Annotated in this window: 10 protein-coding genes; 9 read left to right on the top strand and 1 reads right to left on the bottom strand. The window is 44.5% G+C overall.

Annotated elements, in window-relative coordinates; translation table 11 throughout:
* The first annotated feature begins 5 nt into the window (after positions 1 to 5).
* The 4 genes from BMX95_RS18680 to BMX95_RS18665 all read left to right on the top strand — a co-directional run bounded on the left by BMX95_RS18680 (position 6) and on the right by BMX95_RS18665 (position 4289).
* Positions 6 to 887 carry a phosphodiester glycosidase family protein gene (locus BMX95_RS18680; protein WP_081202518.1) on the top strand — a complete coding sequence of 294 codons (882 nt, stop codon included), beginning with the start codon at positions 6 to 8 and terminating at the stop codon, positions 885 to 887.
* A 66-nt stretch (positions 888 to 953) separates the two neighbouring features.
* The gene (locus tag BMX95_RS18675; RefSeq protein WP_081202519.1) at positions 954 to 1997 is read left to right on the top strand and encodes an aldose epimerase family protein; all 1044 of its coding nucleotides are present in this window, start codon (positions 954 to 956) and stop codon (positions 1995 to 1997) included.
* A 121-nt stretch (positions 1998 to 2118) separates the two neighbouring features.
* Positions 2119 to 3009: an AraC family transcriptional regulator gene (locus BMX95_RS18670; protein ID WP_081202520.1), complete on the top strand. Its 891-nt coding sequence runs from the start codon at positions 2119 to 2121 to the stop codon at positions 3007 to 3009.
* Between the two features lie 32 nt (positions 3010 to 3041).
* Complete coding sequence (locus tag BMX95_RS18665) at positions 3042 to 4289, top strand: NAD(P)/FAD-dependent oxidoreductase (protein WP_081202521.1); 1248 nt, start codon at positions 3042 to 3044, stop codon at positions 4287 to 4289.
* Positions 4290 to 4307: 18 nt separating this feature from the next.
* Here the strand turns inward: BMX95_RS18665 and BMX95_RS18660 are convergent, their stop codons facing one another.
* Entirely contained in the window at positions 4308 to 4553 is a 246-nt protein-coding gene (locus tag BMX95_RS18660) for a hypothetical protein (protein WP_081202522.1), read from the bottom strand.
* 453 nt (positions 4554 to 5006) lie between these two features.
* Between BMX95_RS18660 and BMX95_RS18655 the strand changes: the two genes are divergently transcribed.
* The 5 genes from BMX95_RS18655 to BMX95_RS18635 all read left to right on the top strand — a co-directional run bounded on the left by BMX95_RS18655 (position 5007) and on the right by BMX95_RS18635 (position 17134).
* A complete protein-coding gene (locus tag BMX95_RS18655; RefSeq protein WP_081202523.1) occupies positions 5007 to 5465 on the top strand; it encodes a hypothetical protein in 459 nt (152 codons plus the stop codon).
* Positions 5466 to 5950: 485 nt separating this feature from the next.
* Positions 5951 to 8290 carry a hypothetical protein gene (locus BMX95_RS18650; protein ID WP_081202524.1) on the top strand — a complete coding sequence of 780 codons (2340 nt, stop codon included), beginning with the start codon at positions 5951 to 5953 and terminating at the stop codon, positions 8288 to 8290.
* Positions 8291 to 8299: 9 nt separating this feature from the next.
* Positions 8300 to 9388, top strand: coding sequence for a hypothetical protein (locus BMX95_RS18645; protein ID WP_133053985.1), 1089 nt, complete (start codon positions 8300 to 8302; stop codon positions 9386 to 9388).
* A 25-nt stretch (positions 9389 to 9413) separates the two neighbouring features.
* On the top strand, positions 9414 to 16283 hold the full coding sequence (locus tag BMX95_RS18640; protein ID WP_081202526.1) for a hypothetical protein: 6870 nt from the start codon (positions 9414 to 9416) through the stop codon (positions 16281 to 16283).
* The gene (locus BMX95_RS18635; protein WP_081202527.1) at positions 16280 to 17134 is read left to right on the top strand and encodes a hypothetical protein; all 855 of its coding nucleotides are present in this window, start codon (positions 16280 to 16282) and stop codon (positions 17132 to 17134) included. The genes BMX95_RS18640 and BMX95_RS18635 overlap by 4 nt, the downstream gene beginning before the upstream one ends.
* The last annotated feature ends 9 nt before the right edge of the window (positions 17135 to 17143 follow it).

Raw genomic sequence — 17143 nt, 5'->3', positions numbered from 1 at the left:
AGAAGATGTACAAACAGGTAATTGGTGCAGTGGCCCTGCTGATACTGGGCCTGCAGGTGGGGGTGATGGCTCAGTACCGGTCTGCCGTAGGGCAACGGCTGTACAGTACACCCCTGATAAAGGAGCTGATAACGGATACTTCTTTTATGATAACCGCGGGGGTAGAAGAGACCGATCTGCACTACCTCAATAGTAAAGGGCAGCCCATACATGCTTATATCCTGCGGGCCGATCTGCATAATAAAAAACTACAGCTGCAACTATTGACTGCCGGTAGTGACTGCAAAGGCCGGGAAACACTGAGCAACATGGTCAGGAAAAGTAATAATTCCCAACAGATCATTGCCGGGGTAAATGCCGATTTTTTCAACCTCGAAACGGGTATTCCCATGGGCATTCTGTATAAAGCGGGTGTTGCATGGAAAGACAGTTTTTCTACAGGCAAACAACAGCAGGGCCTTTCTTACCTGGGAATAGAAAAAAGAAAAAAGAAACGGCGGGCGGTTATTGGCAGTAAGGACAGTACACGGCCAGCTTTACAGGAGGCGGCCGGTGGAGGTGTATACCTGGTAAAAAATTATTTACCGGTACCCCAGACCATCAAAGCCATTCATCCCCGCACAGCGGCAGGTATTACTGACAAACAGGTGATCTGGTTTGTAGTAGTGGATGGACGCAATGCAGCCTACTCAAACGGTATTGACTATAGGGAGCTGGGTCTGTTCATGCAGGCCCTTGGCGTAAAAGACGCCATCAACCTCGATGGTGGCGGCTCTTCTACTTTTTTGATCCGCAACCCCAACAACCACGAATTAGAAGTGCGAAACAAACCAAGCGATGGCGGTGAAAGACCGCTTTCCAATGGCTGGGTTATAGCAGTCAAATAAAAAAATCCATCCTTTTCATAAGAACTGCTATTCCTTTAGCCAAACGCGATTGCGACATTTGGCTTCATGAAATTAACCACATGGTGCGGTGATTATGAAGGCACCATTAAACAGGCAAAACTTAGCAACGGGATTATCACTGTAGAACTTACTAATATAGGTTGTTCTATTACGGCCTTACATGTGCCCGATAAAAATGGAGTGGCTGCTAATATTGTGGCAGGTTTTGCCGATCTGCATCAGTATAAAGAGAATCCGGATTATTTTGGGTGCGTGGTAGGGCGTTTTACCAACCGCATCACCAATGGCCAATTTCAATTGAATGGAACGCAGTATCAGTTATCAGTGAATGATGGAAATAACCACCTGCATGGCGGCTGGATGGGTTTCAATAAAAAGCTCTGGGAAGTGCAGGAGCTGATCGAGACGGAAAACGAATGCGGCATCGTGTTTGCCACCAGCAGCGCCCACGAAGAAGAAGGTTATCCCGGTAACGTTTCTCTTACAGTAACCTATTTGCTGGATCGCAATAACCAGCTGCAAATTTTATATCAGGCGAAAACTGATAAAAGCACGCCTATCAGTCTTACCAATCACAGCTATTTTAATTTATCGGGATTCACCAACCCTGTTATTTACGATCATGTACTGAGTGTTTCAGCCTGGGAGTATACGGCCAAGTCTGCAAGCAATACCGCCACCGGTGAAATATTGCCGGTAGCAGGTACGGCGCTTGATTTTCGCCTGCCGAAACGCATCGGTAACGACATCGGGGAACTGACGGTGGACAACGGATACGATCACAATTTCATTCTTAAGCGGGCCAATAGCAAATATATCATAAAAGCAGCCACCATGAGTGAACCAGCGAGCGGACGAGTGATCACAGTGTATACCGATAAACCGGCCATGCAGCTATATACAGGCAATTTCTGGAATGGCAAGATAACTGGCCGGCAAAACATTCCCTATGAAAAACACGGTGGGGTGGCCTTGGAAACCCAGGCATTTCCTGATAGTCCCAACCATCCCCATTTTCCCGAGGCGATATTGCATCCCGGGGAAGTGTATCTGTCGACTACGATCTATGAGTTTGGAATATTAGGCTGAAGGGCAGGCCCGGTGAACAGCGGGAGATCAAAATAGAATTTAAAAAGGTAGATTTGGGAAATGATAAGGCTGTATTGAAGGTTGAGCCCTATAATAATACGCATCCTTAAGTATTACACCCATGACTACCACTTTCCGTAAACAGGAGGGGTTTGAAGGTCAGCGTCTGATCGTTCTGCCCAAAAAAGTGATCTCCCATTTTCTGGCCATCGATAAATTGACCAGGAGTTTGTATGTAACGGATATTGGGTACTATCCCAAGGCCCAATTCCATTACCTGGAAAGAAAAAAAGGGGTTGATCAGTGTATCCTCATTTATTGTGTGGAAGGAAAAGGCTGGATAGAGATCAATAAAAAGAAACACGATATAAACCCATCGGGACTTATTACCATTGCCGCCAATGCACCACACCGGTATGGGGCCAATGAAAACGATCCCTGGAGTATTTACTGGATCCATTTTAAGGGCGAGGCGGCCAATGCTTTTGTTGATCACATGCAAAAGCAGTCGAAAAAAGGACAGGCGCATTTGACGTTCAACCAAAACCGCATCAAACTATTCGAGGAGATCTATGCCAACCTGGAGAAAGGGTACAGTGGCGATAACCTGCGTTACGCTAACATGGTATTCTCGCATTTTCTTTCATCCTTTTTGTACGAAGAGAAATTCAATTATTTCGAGAACAAGAAAGATGAAGACATGGTAGACCGGGCCATCACGCTGATGCAGAAAAAACTACACACCAATATCGGGTTGAATGAGCTGGCAGCTTTTTCAAAATTTTCCATAGCGCATTTCTCCGCCCTGTTCCGCAAGAAAACCGGTCATGCCCCTATTCAGTATTTTAATCACCTCAAAATTCAAAAGGCCTGTCAGTATTTGTTGTTCACCGATATGAACGTAAGGCATATTGCCAGTCAGCTGGGCATCGATGACCCCTATTATTTTTCGCGGATGTTCACGCGATTGATGGGGGTATCGCCGCAGCATTACCGCAAGCGGAATAGTTAACAAATGCAATTTATTACCTATCTTTCCCGCCTATGATAGCAACTGATGTTTGCGTTATTGGCGCCGGGCCGGCGGGTGCAGCTGCCGCATTGCAATTGCAACGGCTCAATATTTCCTGTATAGTGGTAGATAAAGCCATTTTTCCGCGCGATAAGATCTGTGGCGACGGCCTGAGCGGAAAAGTGTTGACGGCGCTGAACCGGATCGATAAAAGTATTGGGGAACGCCTGTGTCAGTTGCAGGAGAAAGAAGATAGCTGGGGCGTTACTTTTACGGCACCCAGCCGCGATTCGCTTGATATCGCTTATCAACCCGATTACAATCCCCAGGCGAAGACCGGCATTCCGGCAGGCTTTGTTTGCAAACGTATCAATTTCGATAATTTCCTGGTTACTGAATTGAAACGCTGTCCGGATATTCAATTGTTTGAAGGACAGTCCATAGATAATTTTACCCTGCAGGAAGATGGATATTTACTCACGGATGCAGCCGGTGCCTTTTCCGTAAAGGCAAAACTGGTGATCGTGGCCAATGGTGCCCATTCCGCTTTTACCAAAGAAGTTGCTGGTATTCATATGGAGCCGCAGCATTACTGTGCAGGCATCAGGGCATATTACAAAGGGGTTACCGGTTTACATGCCGATGGATTTATTGAATTGCATTTTCTGCGTTCATTACTACCTGGTTATTTCTGGATCTTTCCTTTGCCAAATGGTGAAGCCAATGTAGGCATCAGTATCTTAAGCAGCGTGGTACGAAAAAGAAAGTTGAACCTGAAAAAGGCCATGCAGGATATTGTGGCCAATGATCCTGTGATGAAAGAACGGTTTAAAAATGCTACGCTGGCCAGTGGGATAGGGGGGTATGGATTGCCGTTGGGCAGTAAAAAGCGAACACTCTCCGGCGAACGATATATGTTAACAGGCGATGCCGCCTATTTGATAGATCCGTTTACCGGTGAAGGAATAGGCAATGCGTTATATTCCGGTCGCATAGCGGCGCAACAGGCAGCCGCCTGTTTACAGGCAAATGATTTCAGGGCAGCGATCATGAAAAAGTATGACGATGAAGTCTATCGCGTATTGGGTGCGGAATTGGGATTGAGCACCAGGATCCAAAAACTGGCCAATCGCACCTGGCTGTTTAATTTCTTAATGAAAACGGCCATGCGCAATAAGCAACTGCGTGAGTTGATGTCGTGCATGTTCTATGAAATAGACTTGCGTAAAAAACTCACCAAACCTTCATTTTATATGAAGATGTTGCTCAACAGATCGTAGAAGAGGGGCAGGGCCGGATTATTTTTTCGGCGGCAGCTTGTCTATTTTTTCAATTTCATCCGCATGGTTTTCCCCTCGCAGCACTGCATCATTCTGTACGGAACCATCAAGGGGCACATCGGTATCGGCATCAGGGCCAATGAATTCATCGGGTGCCGTGTCGGTGTCGCGTTTCTGTAGCTCTTTCTTTAATTCAGGATTGATGTTGTTCTGCCCGGTTTGTGTAGTTTTTTCGGGCTCCACTTTTTGTTTTGCAGTAGTCATTTTATTACGGTTTTAAGCTGTAATATGCCATTGCAGTTCTTGTGCCAGGGCTGAACAACCCGGTGCTTCCCTTCATTGTTCCAACAAGAAGACAGGCTTATAGCTATTTTAGGACAAGACAGACAGTATTAGAATGGTCGGTAGACTGTAGGAAAGTTGTCAGGTAGTTGTCAGGTAGTTGTCAGGTAGTTGTCTGAATATTGTCTGGAAGTGCTCTGCAGAAGGGGGCTACAGAGAGTCTGCAGACAATCCGCAGAGTATCCCTATGGCATTCCGGTGCAATAAAAAGGCTATTTTCCGTGCATTATCCTGCCATTCCGGTACAATAACAGTACACAACTTGACCGCTTCATTTAAAGATAATGGAATTGGGCAGCAGGTATATTTGACTGGTAGTAATAAATCTCTATATTAGCCGCGCGATATAAAATATCCGTAAAACCTACATTTAACATGAACCCTGTTACTTATTTTGCCCTTTTATTATTTTCTTTTTCCTGGCACACTCCAACCCCAAGCGTAAAAATGGGGAATGACCCTCAACCTGCTCAGGAGTGCAAAAGCCATTTCGATGAAACGCTAAAGGAAACAGTCTATACTGGTGTTGAAAAAGAGCCGGAATATCCGGGCGGTGCTCCGGCCTGGGGCCGGTACATCAATAGAAATCTCAATGAGGCTAATCTGGACCCTGCTCAGGACTGCAAAGTTAAAATTAAAATGATCGTAGACGCTGCCGGCCAGATCAAAAAAGCAGTGGCCATACATGGTGATACAGAGGTAAAAGAACCGAATGCTAATGAAAAAGAGGTATTGCGCGTTTACCTTAAATCAGGTTTTTGGACACCCGGCACCTGTGGCGGTAATAAAGTAACTACTGAATTTGTGCAATCGTTCACCCCTTGTATCAAATAAAAATTAGTATTATATTATAATTACGAAGCCGCTGTAATGGCGGCTTCTGTTATTAGTTAGGCTACCACCATTTTTATTGGAAAATCTTTACAAATTCCTTTGTTGTTTTAATGACCTGTTGCCGCTGTATTTTTCCATAAACATGCTGGTATATTAAAATATTAGTATAGGTTGTTCGCAGTGTAATAGTATTGTTATTTATTATATTTAGGGTGGTCGCCGGAGTTATGCATGAATGTCATTTACACACTTATCGGCAAAATCTGCACGTCTATTGCTGAAATTGCACACCTATTAAAAAGAATATCTTTTTTTGTAAATGTTTTATACTTTTCCTGGTCTAATATAAATGATGTGTTTTTGTATTAATGTATGTTTTGTTTTACATGTGTCCGTGACTTAATTATTCCATATGAAAAACTGATATGAGGGGCTAAACCTTATATCTTCGAGTTATAGATATTATAACCTCTAAACCAAAACAGGTGCGAACGCTGCTTGCCGTAACCGTATTCTATTGCTGTGTCCTCTCGTTTGCCAGGGCTTCCGGTGTTTCCGGTTCAAACCGGCCTGATCGTAGTAATACGGTGGCTTTCCGGCTATATGTGAGTGGTACTGATACTATGCCCCGCAAGCAGGCCAGGCCGAATATGATCCTGATGCCGGTGAGCGGCAAACTCCACGATGTTTTTTATTTCGCTATTCCTGCCGCTGAATTTACTGATGAAAAAGGTTCCGTTAAAAAAATAGCCCCTGAGGTTAAACGTCCGCAGCTGCTAAAAGTTACCGGCAATATCTTATATGATGTAAACTACCGTTCGCGGATAGATACGCCTTATAATGAGAATAACGTGTATCAGCATACCGTGCAAACAAGGCTCGATCTGCTGTACAAAGAGAAATATCCCTTCCGGTTGTATGTGACCAGCCGGTTCAGCAATTCTTCCCTGTTCCGAAAGTACACCGATCTTAATTTTCAATTCAGTCAGGCCGATTTTAAACGAAAGCTCAAACAACAGGTTTTCGATGCGGTGCAGCAGCACCTGTTGTCGCAAAATAATTTACGTGATTCGCTCAAACGCGTGCTGAACGAAAAAATGCTGGCCATTTCTGCTGTAAGCATGGACCTGCAAGCCCCGAATCTTAAACAAAAGATCCTGGAAGAAAAGGAAAGGTTGTTGCTGGAAGCCCGAAAACAATTGAAGCAACCGAATGTACCTGGCCGCGATGTTATAACCGACAGCTTAAAATTATTATTTAAAAAGTTGAATAATGACAGCGCCGGTGCTGATAATAAGTACAACAGGTATAAAGATAGCCTGGATGCGAAAAAACAGCAATTAGACAGCCTGATTGCCGAGTACCATGCGCTGGAAGCCGCCTATGAAAAAATCAGATCAGCGGAACAAACCAACCTGGCCGGCCTGAAGAAACAGATAGACAGTGCAAAAGATGCTCAGGGGCTGGAGGACAAGTTGCATGAGTTAAAGGTGCCGGATTCGGTTTTGCCTAAAGGGTATAAAACGCTTTACAGCCTACAGTCGTTTAGTATAGGCCGAAGCGTGGCTGATTATTCGGAGCTTTCGGTAAAGAATGTAAGTATTACCGGTTTGCAGGTTGAATACAACCCACATTATTATTATGCGGTTGCTGTCGGGAAGGTCGATTACCGGTTCAGGGATTATATCGTTCCCAATCATGCCCGTTCCAGTCAATACCTGGCGTTGGCCCGGTTTGGTAAAGGAACAAAGAATGGCAATCATATTATTTTCACCTATTATACAGGTAAAAGGCAGTTTTTTAATGCCTCCATTGCCTCGCAACCCGCTGGTGGTATTCCCGAATACAACCTGGCCGGTATTTCCATCGAAGGCATTTATGCGCTGAATAAAAATATTTCGCTCATTGGCGAAGTGGCCAAGTCAACCATGCCGTATTACAGTCTCGACAGCCTGCAAAGCAAGGGCTGGATGAATGCAGTGACGCGGTTCAGTGAAAGAAGCAATGAGGCGTATTCGGTTAAATTACTTTCCCGGTTCCCTAAAACGGGTACGCGTTTTAGTGGTAACCTGCAGTACACAGGAGCGAACTTTCAATCCTTTAGTACCTATACCACTGGCGCTTCCCAGTTAAAGTGGAAGACACAGCTGGAGCAGCCATTGTTTAAAAAACAACTCACGTTGATTTCTTCCCTGCAGCAGAATGATTACAACAATCCGTTTGTTACTACGGCTTATAAAAGTTCTTCGCTGCTGGCCAGTTTTCAGGCAAACCTCAGAATAAAAAAATGGCCGGTATTGTCCTTTGGCTATTATCCATCATACCAGCTTACCAAGACCGGTGATGATGCCTATTCTGAAAGCAGGTATTACACACTTACCGGCAGCGCTGGTTATAATTATAATTTCAGGGAGGCACAATTGTGTTCCTACGTGGTATACAGCCGGTTTTACAATTCAGCCACCGACTCGGGTTTTGTGTATTATAATTCAAAGAATATTTTGTTTAGCCAGAGCGTAGCCTGGGACCAGTTTTCGGTGATGGGAAATGTTTCACTCAGTACCGGTACCGATTACAATATGTACACGTTCGAGAACACGTGCCAGGTTATGATCAATAAGATCGTTTCCGTTGGCGGCGGTGGTAAAATGATCCGGTACAGTTTGAATCCCCAAACCCAATGGGGTTATAACGCTAACCTTAATTTGAAGATACCGAAGCTCGGGGATATTCAATTAATGACAGATGAAGGATACCTGCCGGCCCTAAATAAACAACTGGTAAAAAACAGAACGGGCAGGTTGACCTATTATAAAACATTTTAAAAAGACCTTATGAACAGGCGATCCTTATATGTAATGTTTCTGGTGTTGCTTACGGTTGCAGGCCATGCACAGATCTCTATCTCTGTGCAGGAGCCACCGGCAGGTATTGTACAAAAAAGACAGTTATGGAACCTGGCATTGATCAATTCGGCTAATGATCCTTTTGATGTGGTGGTTGGCCTTACCCTGATCGATCTGTCAGATAACCAGCCGGCCCTTACGGCGTACACCCGTTTCATTACGCTTAATAAAGGAGTGAAGCAATTGAAAGCTGCCGACATTGAGCCGGTAGATTATGAATATGCTTCACCCGCATTCAGCCGATTGTCTGATGCATTGATGCCAATAGGCAATTACCAGGCCTGTTATACAGTATACATCAGTGGTAAAGAAGAAAAGAGGGTACTGGCTGAGAATTGTATCATGCTGGATGTACAGCCTTTAAGTCCGCCGCAGTTGACTATGCCGTTTGATTCAGCTACCATTCAAAATCCCTGGCCGCAATTCAGCTGGCTGCCGCCGGCGCCGGTCACATTATTCAATGACCTGAATTACGACCTGCTGGTAACAGAAGTGAGACCCGATCAGTCGGCCGGCGCTGCCATTCAGGAGAATTTGCCGGTGTACAATGTGCGTCGCCTTACTACTATGGTCAACAATTATCCTTCCTCTAACAAAACGCTCGATACCGGTAAAGTGTATGCCTGGCGGGTGATTGCAAAGAATGGTGAAACCTTCGCGGCGCAAAGTGAGGTATGGACGTTCAGAATATCGCAGGATGCGCCCAAAAAGTTAACACCTGTTAACGGAATGTACCTGGACTTAAGGAATTCGGGTGCATATACCGGTAAGGCCATTATTCAGGGAGATGTGCTGGGGGTCCGGTATTATTCTTACGACAAGGACCATGAAGCGGTTATAAAATTCCTGAATGAAAAAGGGGAAGTAATAAAGGAAATAAAAAGAACGATCGGGTATGGAAGCAATTTTATGGAGTTTAAACTCGATCATTCCTTCAAAACAGATAACACTTATTCAATAGAGCTTACCGATCTGAAGATGACCCATTACCGGGCTTCTTTCAGTGTATCAAAATAATCTATTAACAAGATTTTGTAGCTATATGATCTTACAGTTAGCCAGTCGTCACTGCAGAAAGATTGCGGGATTCTACCTTTTTGTTTTTTATTTATCCGTTGTGCTGCCGTTAGGGGCGCGCAGTATGCCTGTGAACAGAACAAGTTATTATGGTGGTTCCGGGTTTATGCCTGAAAAAAGCAATATGGCTGCTGCTCCGCATAAAGCGGCTGAAGTCACAAATAAGAAGACAACCAAAGCGGTTAGTAAAAAATTCATTGGGGGCCCAAGTCAGCCGGAGATGTCATCATTCAAATCGGTAAACGCAAACAATCTGGTGAATTTATTCACCGGTGATTTCAGCTATAATATTCCGTTACTGGATGTAGGCGGTTATCCGATAAATATCTATTACAGCGGTGGTATTACGCCCGAGCAGGAAGCAAGCTGGGTGGGGTTGGGCTGGAATATAAATCCGGGCAATGTTAACCGGAATATGCGCGGCATACCCGATGATTTCAATGGCGAGGATAAGTTAACCCAGGAGCAACAGGTGAAACCCAACAAAACCTGGGGCGCCAATATTGGTGCTGATGCAGAATTGATGGGCATTAAAATACCGGTATCTGTTGAATTAGGGGCTGAGTTCAATAACCACCTCGGGCCCGCATTGAATGCGGGGATAAGAGGCAGTGCGAGTTTATTTAGTATAGCCAAGTTCAGTGGAAACGAAAAATTTGGTGCCTCGCTGGCAGCAAGTGCTAATTGGGGCATCGATATAAATAGCAGGGCAGGCGCCTCTTTTTCCGGTGGCGTATCATTAGGGGCAGCTGTTATGTACAAAAACATGACGCTTAATGGGAGCGCAGGTGTTTCAACCTCTTATAATTCCCGGTCGGGTATAAAAGCATTGAACATCCATGAACAGGTTTTTTTTAACCAGATCCAGAGCAAAGAACTGAGCGACCGGCAGAACGAAATGATAAAGGAATCCTTCAAAACAAATGGCCTGGGTGGCGTGAATTATACTGCCATCACTTTTGCAAAGCCGTCTTATCTACCAATTATCCGGATGCCGATTACCAATACGGCATGGTCCGCACGGTTACAAGTAGGAACTGGTGCTTTCGGCGGTGCTGTGGATGTTGAAGCGGAGGTATACGGACAAAAATCAGAAGTGGCGCCATCCGATGTGTCGCAGACAAAACCGATGGTGGGTTATCTGTATTATCAGAACGCAGAGAACCATCCTGAATATGTAATGGATTTTACCCGTTTTAATGACCGGGAAGTTACCCCCAATACGAAAGTTATTTCAGTACCTCAGTATACCTATGATGTTTTTGCTATTCAGGGCGAGGGCACCGGTGGCAATATCAGGGCCTACCGATATGACTTAGGGTATGTGAGGGATAATATAACTACGTCAAAAGATAAGAACACCAGCGGTGGGGGCGATGTAGATTTGCCGGGGCATTTTGGCGCCAATCTGCAAACCATAAATACGCCCTCCACCACTGGTGAGTGGAAAAATGGAAATAAGCTTCGCGGGCTTACCGGGTTTACAAAACCCAAAACGGTTTTTGGTTCTGTTTATTTCCGCAACCCGGGTGAAGCTACGGTTTCACCGCTTGGCCGTTTTGATAATGTGGGTGGCACCAACCTGGTGCGTTATGCATTGGGTGGAACAGGGCAGGCGCCAACCATTGAACCCCGGCTTGATTTTTTTGCATTTGATAGCCGGCCCGTAAGAGGTAATGGTCCCCAATTTGTTTCACTCGCCGGCGCCAATGCCAATTTTGTACCTGGCGCCAGCCGTTCACAGGTGATCAGTTTTTTAACTGCTGAAGAAGCGTCGAACATTGGATTAGACAGGGATATCAAGTGTTATGACAACGTAAACTTTTTAGATAATGTTAAGAATACCTTGCTCTATTACCCAATTAAAAGAGTTGATGCGGATGGTAAGAACCGTAAGAAGCACCACATCTCGCAAATAAATGTAACCGAAAGTGATGGTAAAAGATATGTATACGGTATCCCGGTTTATAATATCAAACAAAAGGATTTTACCTTCTCTGTCAATACACCTTACACCGAAATTCCTGACCAGATCAAAATAGAAAATGGGTGGGCTTCAACCAGCTCCCCGATGCTTGATCAGGAATCTGTAGATGGATACGTACAGATCTCAACAATGCCTGCCTATGCGCATTCGTTTTTATTATCAGGTATTTTGTCGCCGGATTATGTGGATGTGACCAATGACGGGATCACCGAAGATGACCTGGGCAAGGCCGTTAAATTCAATTATTCAAAAATAAAAGAAGGTAACGATTCTGTTTATAAATGGCGCACACCGCATACAACTGAATTGACGGGCAACTTCAATGCAGAAAACCGTTCCGAGAAAAAAGATGATAAGGCCATGATCTCTTATGGGGAACGGGAGTCCTGGTATTTGCATTCCGTTGAATCTAAAAATATGATAGCCCTGTTCTTTGTGAAAAACAGGTACGATGGGAAAGGGACTGTCAATGAATATGGAGGCATTAATAACAGCAACTTTTTAAAGGCCCTGGATAGGATCTCGTTGTACAGCAAAGCTGACCTGTTGAAAAATGGATTGGCTAAAGCCCGACCGATCAAAACAGTACACTTCGACTATACCTGGGAGCTTTGTAAAAATACGCCAGACAATAATTCCGGATTGGCCGACAACGGTAAGCTCACCTTAAAGGGCATCTATTTTACTTTTAATGGAAAGGAAAATAAAAAGGAAAAAAGCCGGTACATGTTTTCGTACGGGAACAATCCCGGTTATGCCGTTGCTGAGGCAGACAGATGGGGTACCTATAAACCGGCAGACCAAAACCCGGGCGGACTGAAAAACCGGGATTACCCTTATACTATCCAGGATAAAACTACATCGGGCAACAATGCCGCCGCCTGGGCACTGAAAACAATAACGTTGCCATCGGGCGGGCAAATAGAAGTGAATTACGAAAGTGATGATTACGCCTGGGTGCAGAATAAACGAGCTGCCATGATGATGAATGTGGCTGGTTTTGGCAACAGTAATGATTTCAGCAAATCCACTAACCGGTTATATCCTTCCGACTATTTTTTGAAGGAGGAAAATAACTATGTATTTATAAGGGTGCCGGAGGCTTGTGTTAACCCCGGCGATAGTAAAATGTATTTGGAGGGCATTAAGCAACTGGCTTTCAAGATCTGGGTGGGGATGCCTAAAGGCGCTGAATATATCCCCTGTTATGCAAATTTTGGAGAAGTGGAAGGGACAGACTATGGCGTAGATGGCACAGATAAAAATATCATTTGGGTTAAAATGAAACCACTTGGTGGAAAAAGCCCCTTGTCAATTACTACGCTTGAATACTTGCGGCAACAGTTGCCCGGCCAGGCATTCAAGGGATATGATATCCAAGGTGAACCCGCACTAAAGCAGGTAGGAGATATGCTGATAGATATGGTACATACCTTACGTGATGCCTTTACTGATCCCGTGCTCGCCTTCCGTAAAGATGCCAAAGCACAAAATACTGACTTATCGAAATGTTTTGTTCGCCTGAATGCGCCGAAAGGTTATAAGTACGGCGGCGGGTACCGGGTTGAATCGGTTGTGCTGCGTGACAACTGGAATACAATGACCAACCAGTACACGGCCTCCTACGGGCAAAAATACAATTATGAAACTACTGAAACTTTCAATGGAAAGGCGCGTACCATCAGCAGTGGGGTAGCATCTTATGAGCCTTCTATTGGCGGCGAAGAAAATCCCTGGCAATCTATTATTAATATAGAAGACGATCTGCCAATGGGACCAACTTCCTATGGCGCCGTGGAAATGCCGGTACTCGATGCATTCTTCCCTTCGTCGGTGGTAGGATACAGCAAAGTTACCGTCACTTCCATTCATGCGGGAACAACAGGGTCCAATAAATCAAGATCAGGTATTGGCCGGCAGGTCACTGAATTTTATACGGCAAAAGACTATCCTGTATCGTATAGTTATACCCCAACTGACGTAAAGGAGTTTCACCAGAACTCCTCAAAAGAATTCCTGAAAAAATACGCGTATGACTATAAAGCGCAGTCGCAGGGCTTCCTGGTAGCTACCAATGATATGCATGGTAAAATGAGGTCACAAACTTCGTATGCTGAAACTGACCCGGAGAGTAAAATAAGTTATACGGAGAATTTTTATCGCAATACAGGGGAAAACGGGCTGAACGAACAATTTGCGTTTGTCGATAGCTATAATAATACTGTTTTCAATGGCAATATGGGCGTTGACATAGAACTGATGACCGATGCGCGGGAATTTAGTGTAAAAGGGACCAGTCGCGATCACCAGGCAAACGTCGATATCTTTTATATCCTGGGGGTACCTATTCCCATTCCCACCTACTGGCAGATCAATGGAACAACCGAAAATATTTACCGGGCAGTAACAGCCACCAAAGTTGTCAACTACCATGCAGTGCTCGACAGGACAGTGGTAATGGATAAGGGAAGCAAAGTAGAGACCCAAAACATGGCCTATGATGCAGAAACCGGCCAGGTGTTAGTAAGCCGCACAAACAATGAATTTAATATGCCGGTTTACAATACCAAATATCCTGCCTACTGGGCATATAGTGGTATGGGGCCGGCTAATAAAAATATAGACGCTACTGCCTATTCACGTGTTGATTTTATTGACGGGAGAATATATAATAATCCGGGTATTCCTATTGAAAGCGGCGATGAACTTTATATACTTGACCCCGGTAACGCTACTTCGTGTCCTTTAGGCTCTTCCGCAGACACGAAATTGATCTGGGCTTATGACAAGAACAGGGATAATAGTGCTATCAACAGTGGTACGCCTGATCTGGTGTTTATGGATAAAGATGGGTTGTTGTATAATCGTACGGGCGTTATATTCCGGATTATCCGCAGTGGCCGCCGCAATATGCTGGAACAGTCGGTCGCTGCTATTACCAGCATGGATAATCCGCTGGCATCAGGAACATTATCTTTTGCAAACGCACAAAAGGTTATCAATGCTTCTGCTGTCGAGTATCGCGAGAAATGGCAAACGGATAATGATCAGTTTAAACGATACAGGGAAGATATGAATCCGGCTACTTGCGCTTATCAGGTGACAGAAGACCCAAATGGTTATCTCCAAAAGAATGTCAACCCATACCAAAAAGGGCTGTTGGGCAATTTCCATAGCTGGCGGTCAATGGTATTTTATGATGGAAGAAAAGCGGCAGATTTCAATAACAAAACCAATATCGCTGATAATGGATTTCTGTTAAACTTCAAACCTTACTGGATAAAGCAGCCAGGATATATGTTACCCGATGTTCAGAATAAACAATGGGTGTGGAACAGTAAGCTGAACATGTTAAATACAAAAGGACTCGAATTAGAGACCATGGACCCGCTGGGTATCTATACATCGGTGCAGTATGGGTATAATAAAACAATACCCGTGGCAATGGCAAATAACGCCAGGTACTATGAAATGTTTGCCGAAGGATTTGAAGATTACAGTTATGGAGAATCACTTAATTCCGTCCAGTTTAATGGTCAGGCAAAAAAGCATATCGATTTCTATGGATTTGCGAATTCGAGGATCGTTGACCGGAATATGGCTCCTGTTACGCCGCACTCCGGAAAATATATGATGGAAGTTTATCACAACAGCACAATGGTAAAACACGTTAATTTGCTACAAACGGCCGTGCCTGAGGATTATTCCCTGCCATTTACCAGAATGGTACCCAATCGCCTTGCAGAAAGAGGTATGAATACTACGATAACCTGGCAGTATCCAGATGATTTATTCACCTATCCCTTTATAGTACAGTATTCGGGTGATGCCGGTATGGATTTAACGTTAAACCTGGAGTCATATACCCCCTGGGCGCATCCGGAAGGATATTTTGAATATGAGTTTGACTTAGATCAGTATATTGAAATTACTGAGGGGGGAACATTTAATTATTATACGGAGGCCCGGAATTATTACCTGGGAAACGTTCCCGCAATTGTGCCGGCTAGTATGAGTGTTAATTTTACTCCGATTGAGGAGCATGGCGGTTATATTAACTTTGAAGAAGTTAAATTAATATCTGAGGCTGGCCTATGGCGCCATGAATACAGGGTTTGCTTGCCAAAAGGGATCTATAAAGTCACTGGTCATATAAGTGTGACTGCAACTGATTATAATATAAATCAACAACTGCTTCCCTGGGGTGGATATAAATTCCACTTTTTCAATAATCCTCCCTCATCGCAGGTAGATGCCAATGGCGATATAGCCGGTTATAAATCGCTCAGTACATTAAATACATGTCAATATGATCAGCCTATTGTCGCCAATGAAAACATGTATCATCCGGGATTTTCTGCTCCGCCAAATAAAAAAATGTTGTTGAGCGCATGGGTGCACGAAACCTGCGGCGATGCTGCCAACGGCATTCCCTGTAAAGAATATACTTACACGCACAGTCAGGTGCAGGTTAAATTTCAGTACAATCCGGCGCAGACTGTAACTATGAATCCTGTTGGTCCTATAATCGATGGCTGGCAGCGGATTGAGGGTGAGTTTACCACACCGGCAGGTATTGATGATATGACACTTAATTTCATCAACAACAGTACTAATTCAATCTATTTCGATGATATCCGCATTCACCCTTATAATGCCAACATGACAAGCTATGTGTATGACCCCGTGAACCTTCGGTTGACAGCGGAACTGGATGCCAACAACTACGCAACTTTTTACGAATACGATGAAGAAGGAACGCTTATCCGAAAGAAAATGGAGACCAAAGAAGGTATTAAAACGATAACAGAAACCAGAAGCGCCATACAAACATCAGTTAAACAATGACGAATTATTCAAGCATGAGGCGGATAACCATGCCGGTAGTGGCTGTGTTGTTGCTGGTAACGGCAACTGCTACTGCACAACGAAATAAACGAAACAGGGATAATACAGCTGTTTTTCAGGAGTTTGCCAGGTTGGGTAAATGGAATACCCAATGGCCTGTGGAAATAAACCTGCATATTACGCACTATGTTACGCCAACCGTGCTGGCAAGTGATAGCGCCGATACAGACATGACCCTGTATTACGACCCCCACGCGTTTTATATGCAGGCCGAGGGCATGGAGCAACTGGCCAATGATTCCGTTTTGGTACTGGTGAATAAAGCGGCCCAAATTATAAAGGTGTTTCCCAATAAGGGGTTACAGTTTTATAGTCAGGGGAACAACCTTGCTTCGTTTATGCCGGATACCTCTATGGAAAAATTGGCACAACGATTTCTGGCCACCATGGAGGAGGAGGGGCATTCCGGCAAACGGATCATTTTGCAAAGCCGGGACAGGATCTCCGGAACTGAGCTTGAAAGGGAAATGATCGATGTGCATTACAATGCCGATAATTATCAGCCGCTTCAGTATAAACAGGTAAAAAGAAGTATGGTGCCGGTTGATTCGGCAACATATGTGGCGTTGGGCAGAGATGCAGCCTGGAAAGGACGGCTGGTTACTACGAATGTGAAAGCTGGGCAATTATTTTTTGTAGTGAAGGAGCAGGTGACAGCGTGCCATTTTACCAGCATTAACCATGCGCAAAAAATGGCACCGGTGCAGGTGCAGGACCGGGTGGTGAAAACAGCCGGTGATGAATACCAGCCTGCAAAGGGGTATGAAACCTACAATGTAAGTCTGGACTAAAGCAGGTAC

The sequence above is a fragment of the Niastella yeongjuensis genome (assembly GCF_900110245.1).
GTDB lineage: Bacteria > Bacteroidota > Bacteroidia > Chitinophagales > Chitinophagaceae > Niastella > Niastella yeongjuensis.
This window is presented reverse-complemented; position numbering and strand designations above follow the sequence as displayed.

Excerpts from the sequence above, each read along its gene's own strand:
- BMX95_RS18635 (WP_081202527.1), top strand. The coding sequence starts at position 16,280 with ATGACGAATTATTCAAGCATGAGGCGGATAACCATGCCGGTAGTGGCT.
- BMX95_RS18665 (WP_081202521.1), top strand. The coding sequence starts at position 3,042 with ATGATAGCAACTGATGTTTGCGTTATTGGCGCCGGGCCGGCGGGTGCA.
- BMX95_RS18645 (WP_133053985.1), top strand. The coding sequence starts at position 8,300 with ATGAACAGGCGATCCTTATATGTAATGTTTCTGGTGTTGCTTACGGTT.
- BMX95_RS18640 (WP_081202526.1), top strand. The coding sequence starts at position 9,414 with ATGATCTTACAGTTAGCCAGTCGTCACTGCAGAAAGATTGCGGGATTC.
- BMX95_RS18675 (WP_081202519.1), top strand. The coding sequence starts at position 954 with ATGAAATTAACCACATGGTGCGGTGATTATGAAGGCACCATTAAACAG.
- BMX95_RS18670 (WP_081202520.1), top strand. The coding sequence starts at position 2,119 with ATGACTACCACTTTCCGTAAACAGGAGGGGTTTGAAGGTCAGCGTCTG.
- BMX95_RS18655 (WP_081202523.1), top strand. The coding sequence starts at position 5,007 with ATGAACCCTGTTACTTATTTTGCCCTTTTATTATTTTCTTTTTCCTGG.
- BMX95_RS18680 (WP_081202518.1), top strand. The coding sequence starts at position 6 with ATGTACAAACAGGTAATTGGTGCAGTGGCCCTGCTGATACTGGGCCTG.
- BMX95_RS18660 (WP_081202522.1), bottom strand. The coding sequence starts at position 4,553 with ATGACTACTGCAAAACAAAAAGTGGAGCCCGAAAAAACTACACAAACC.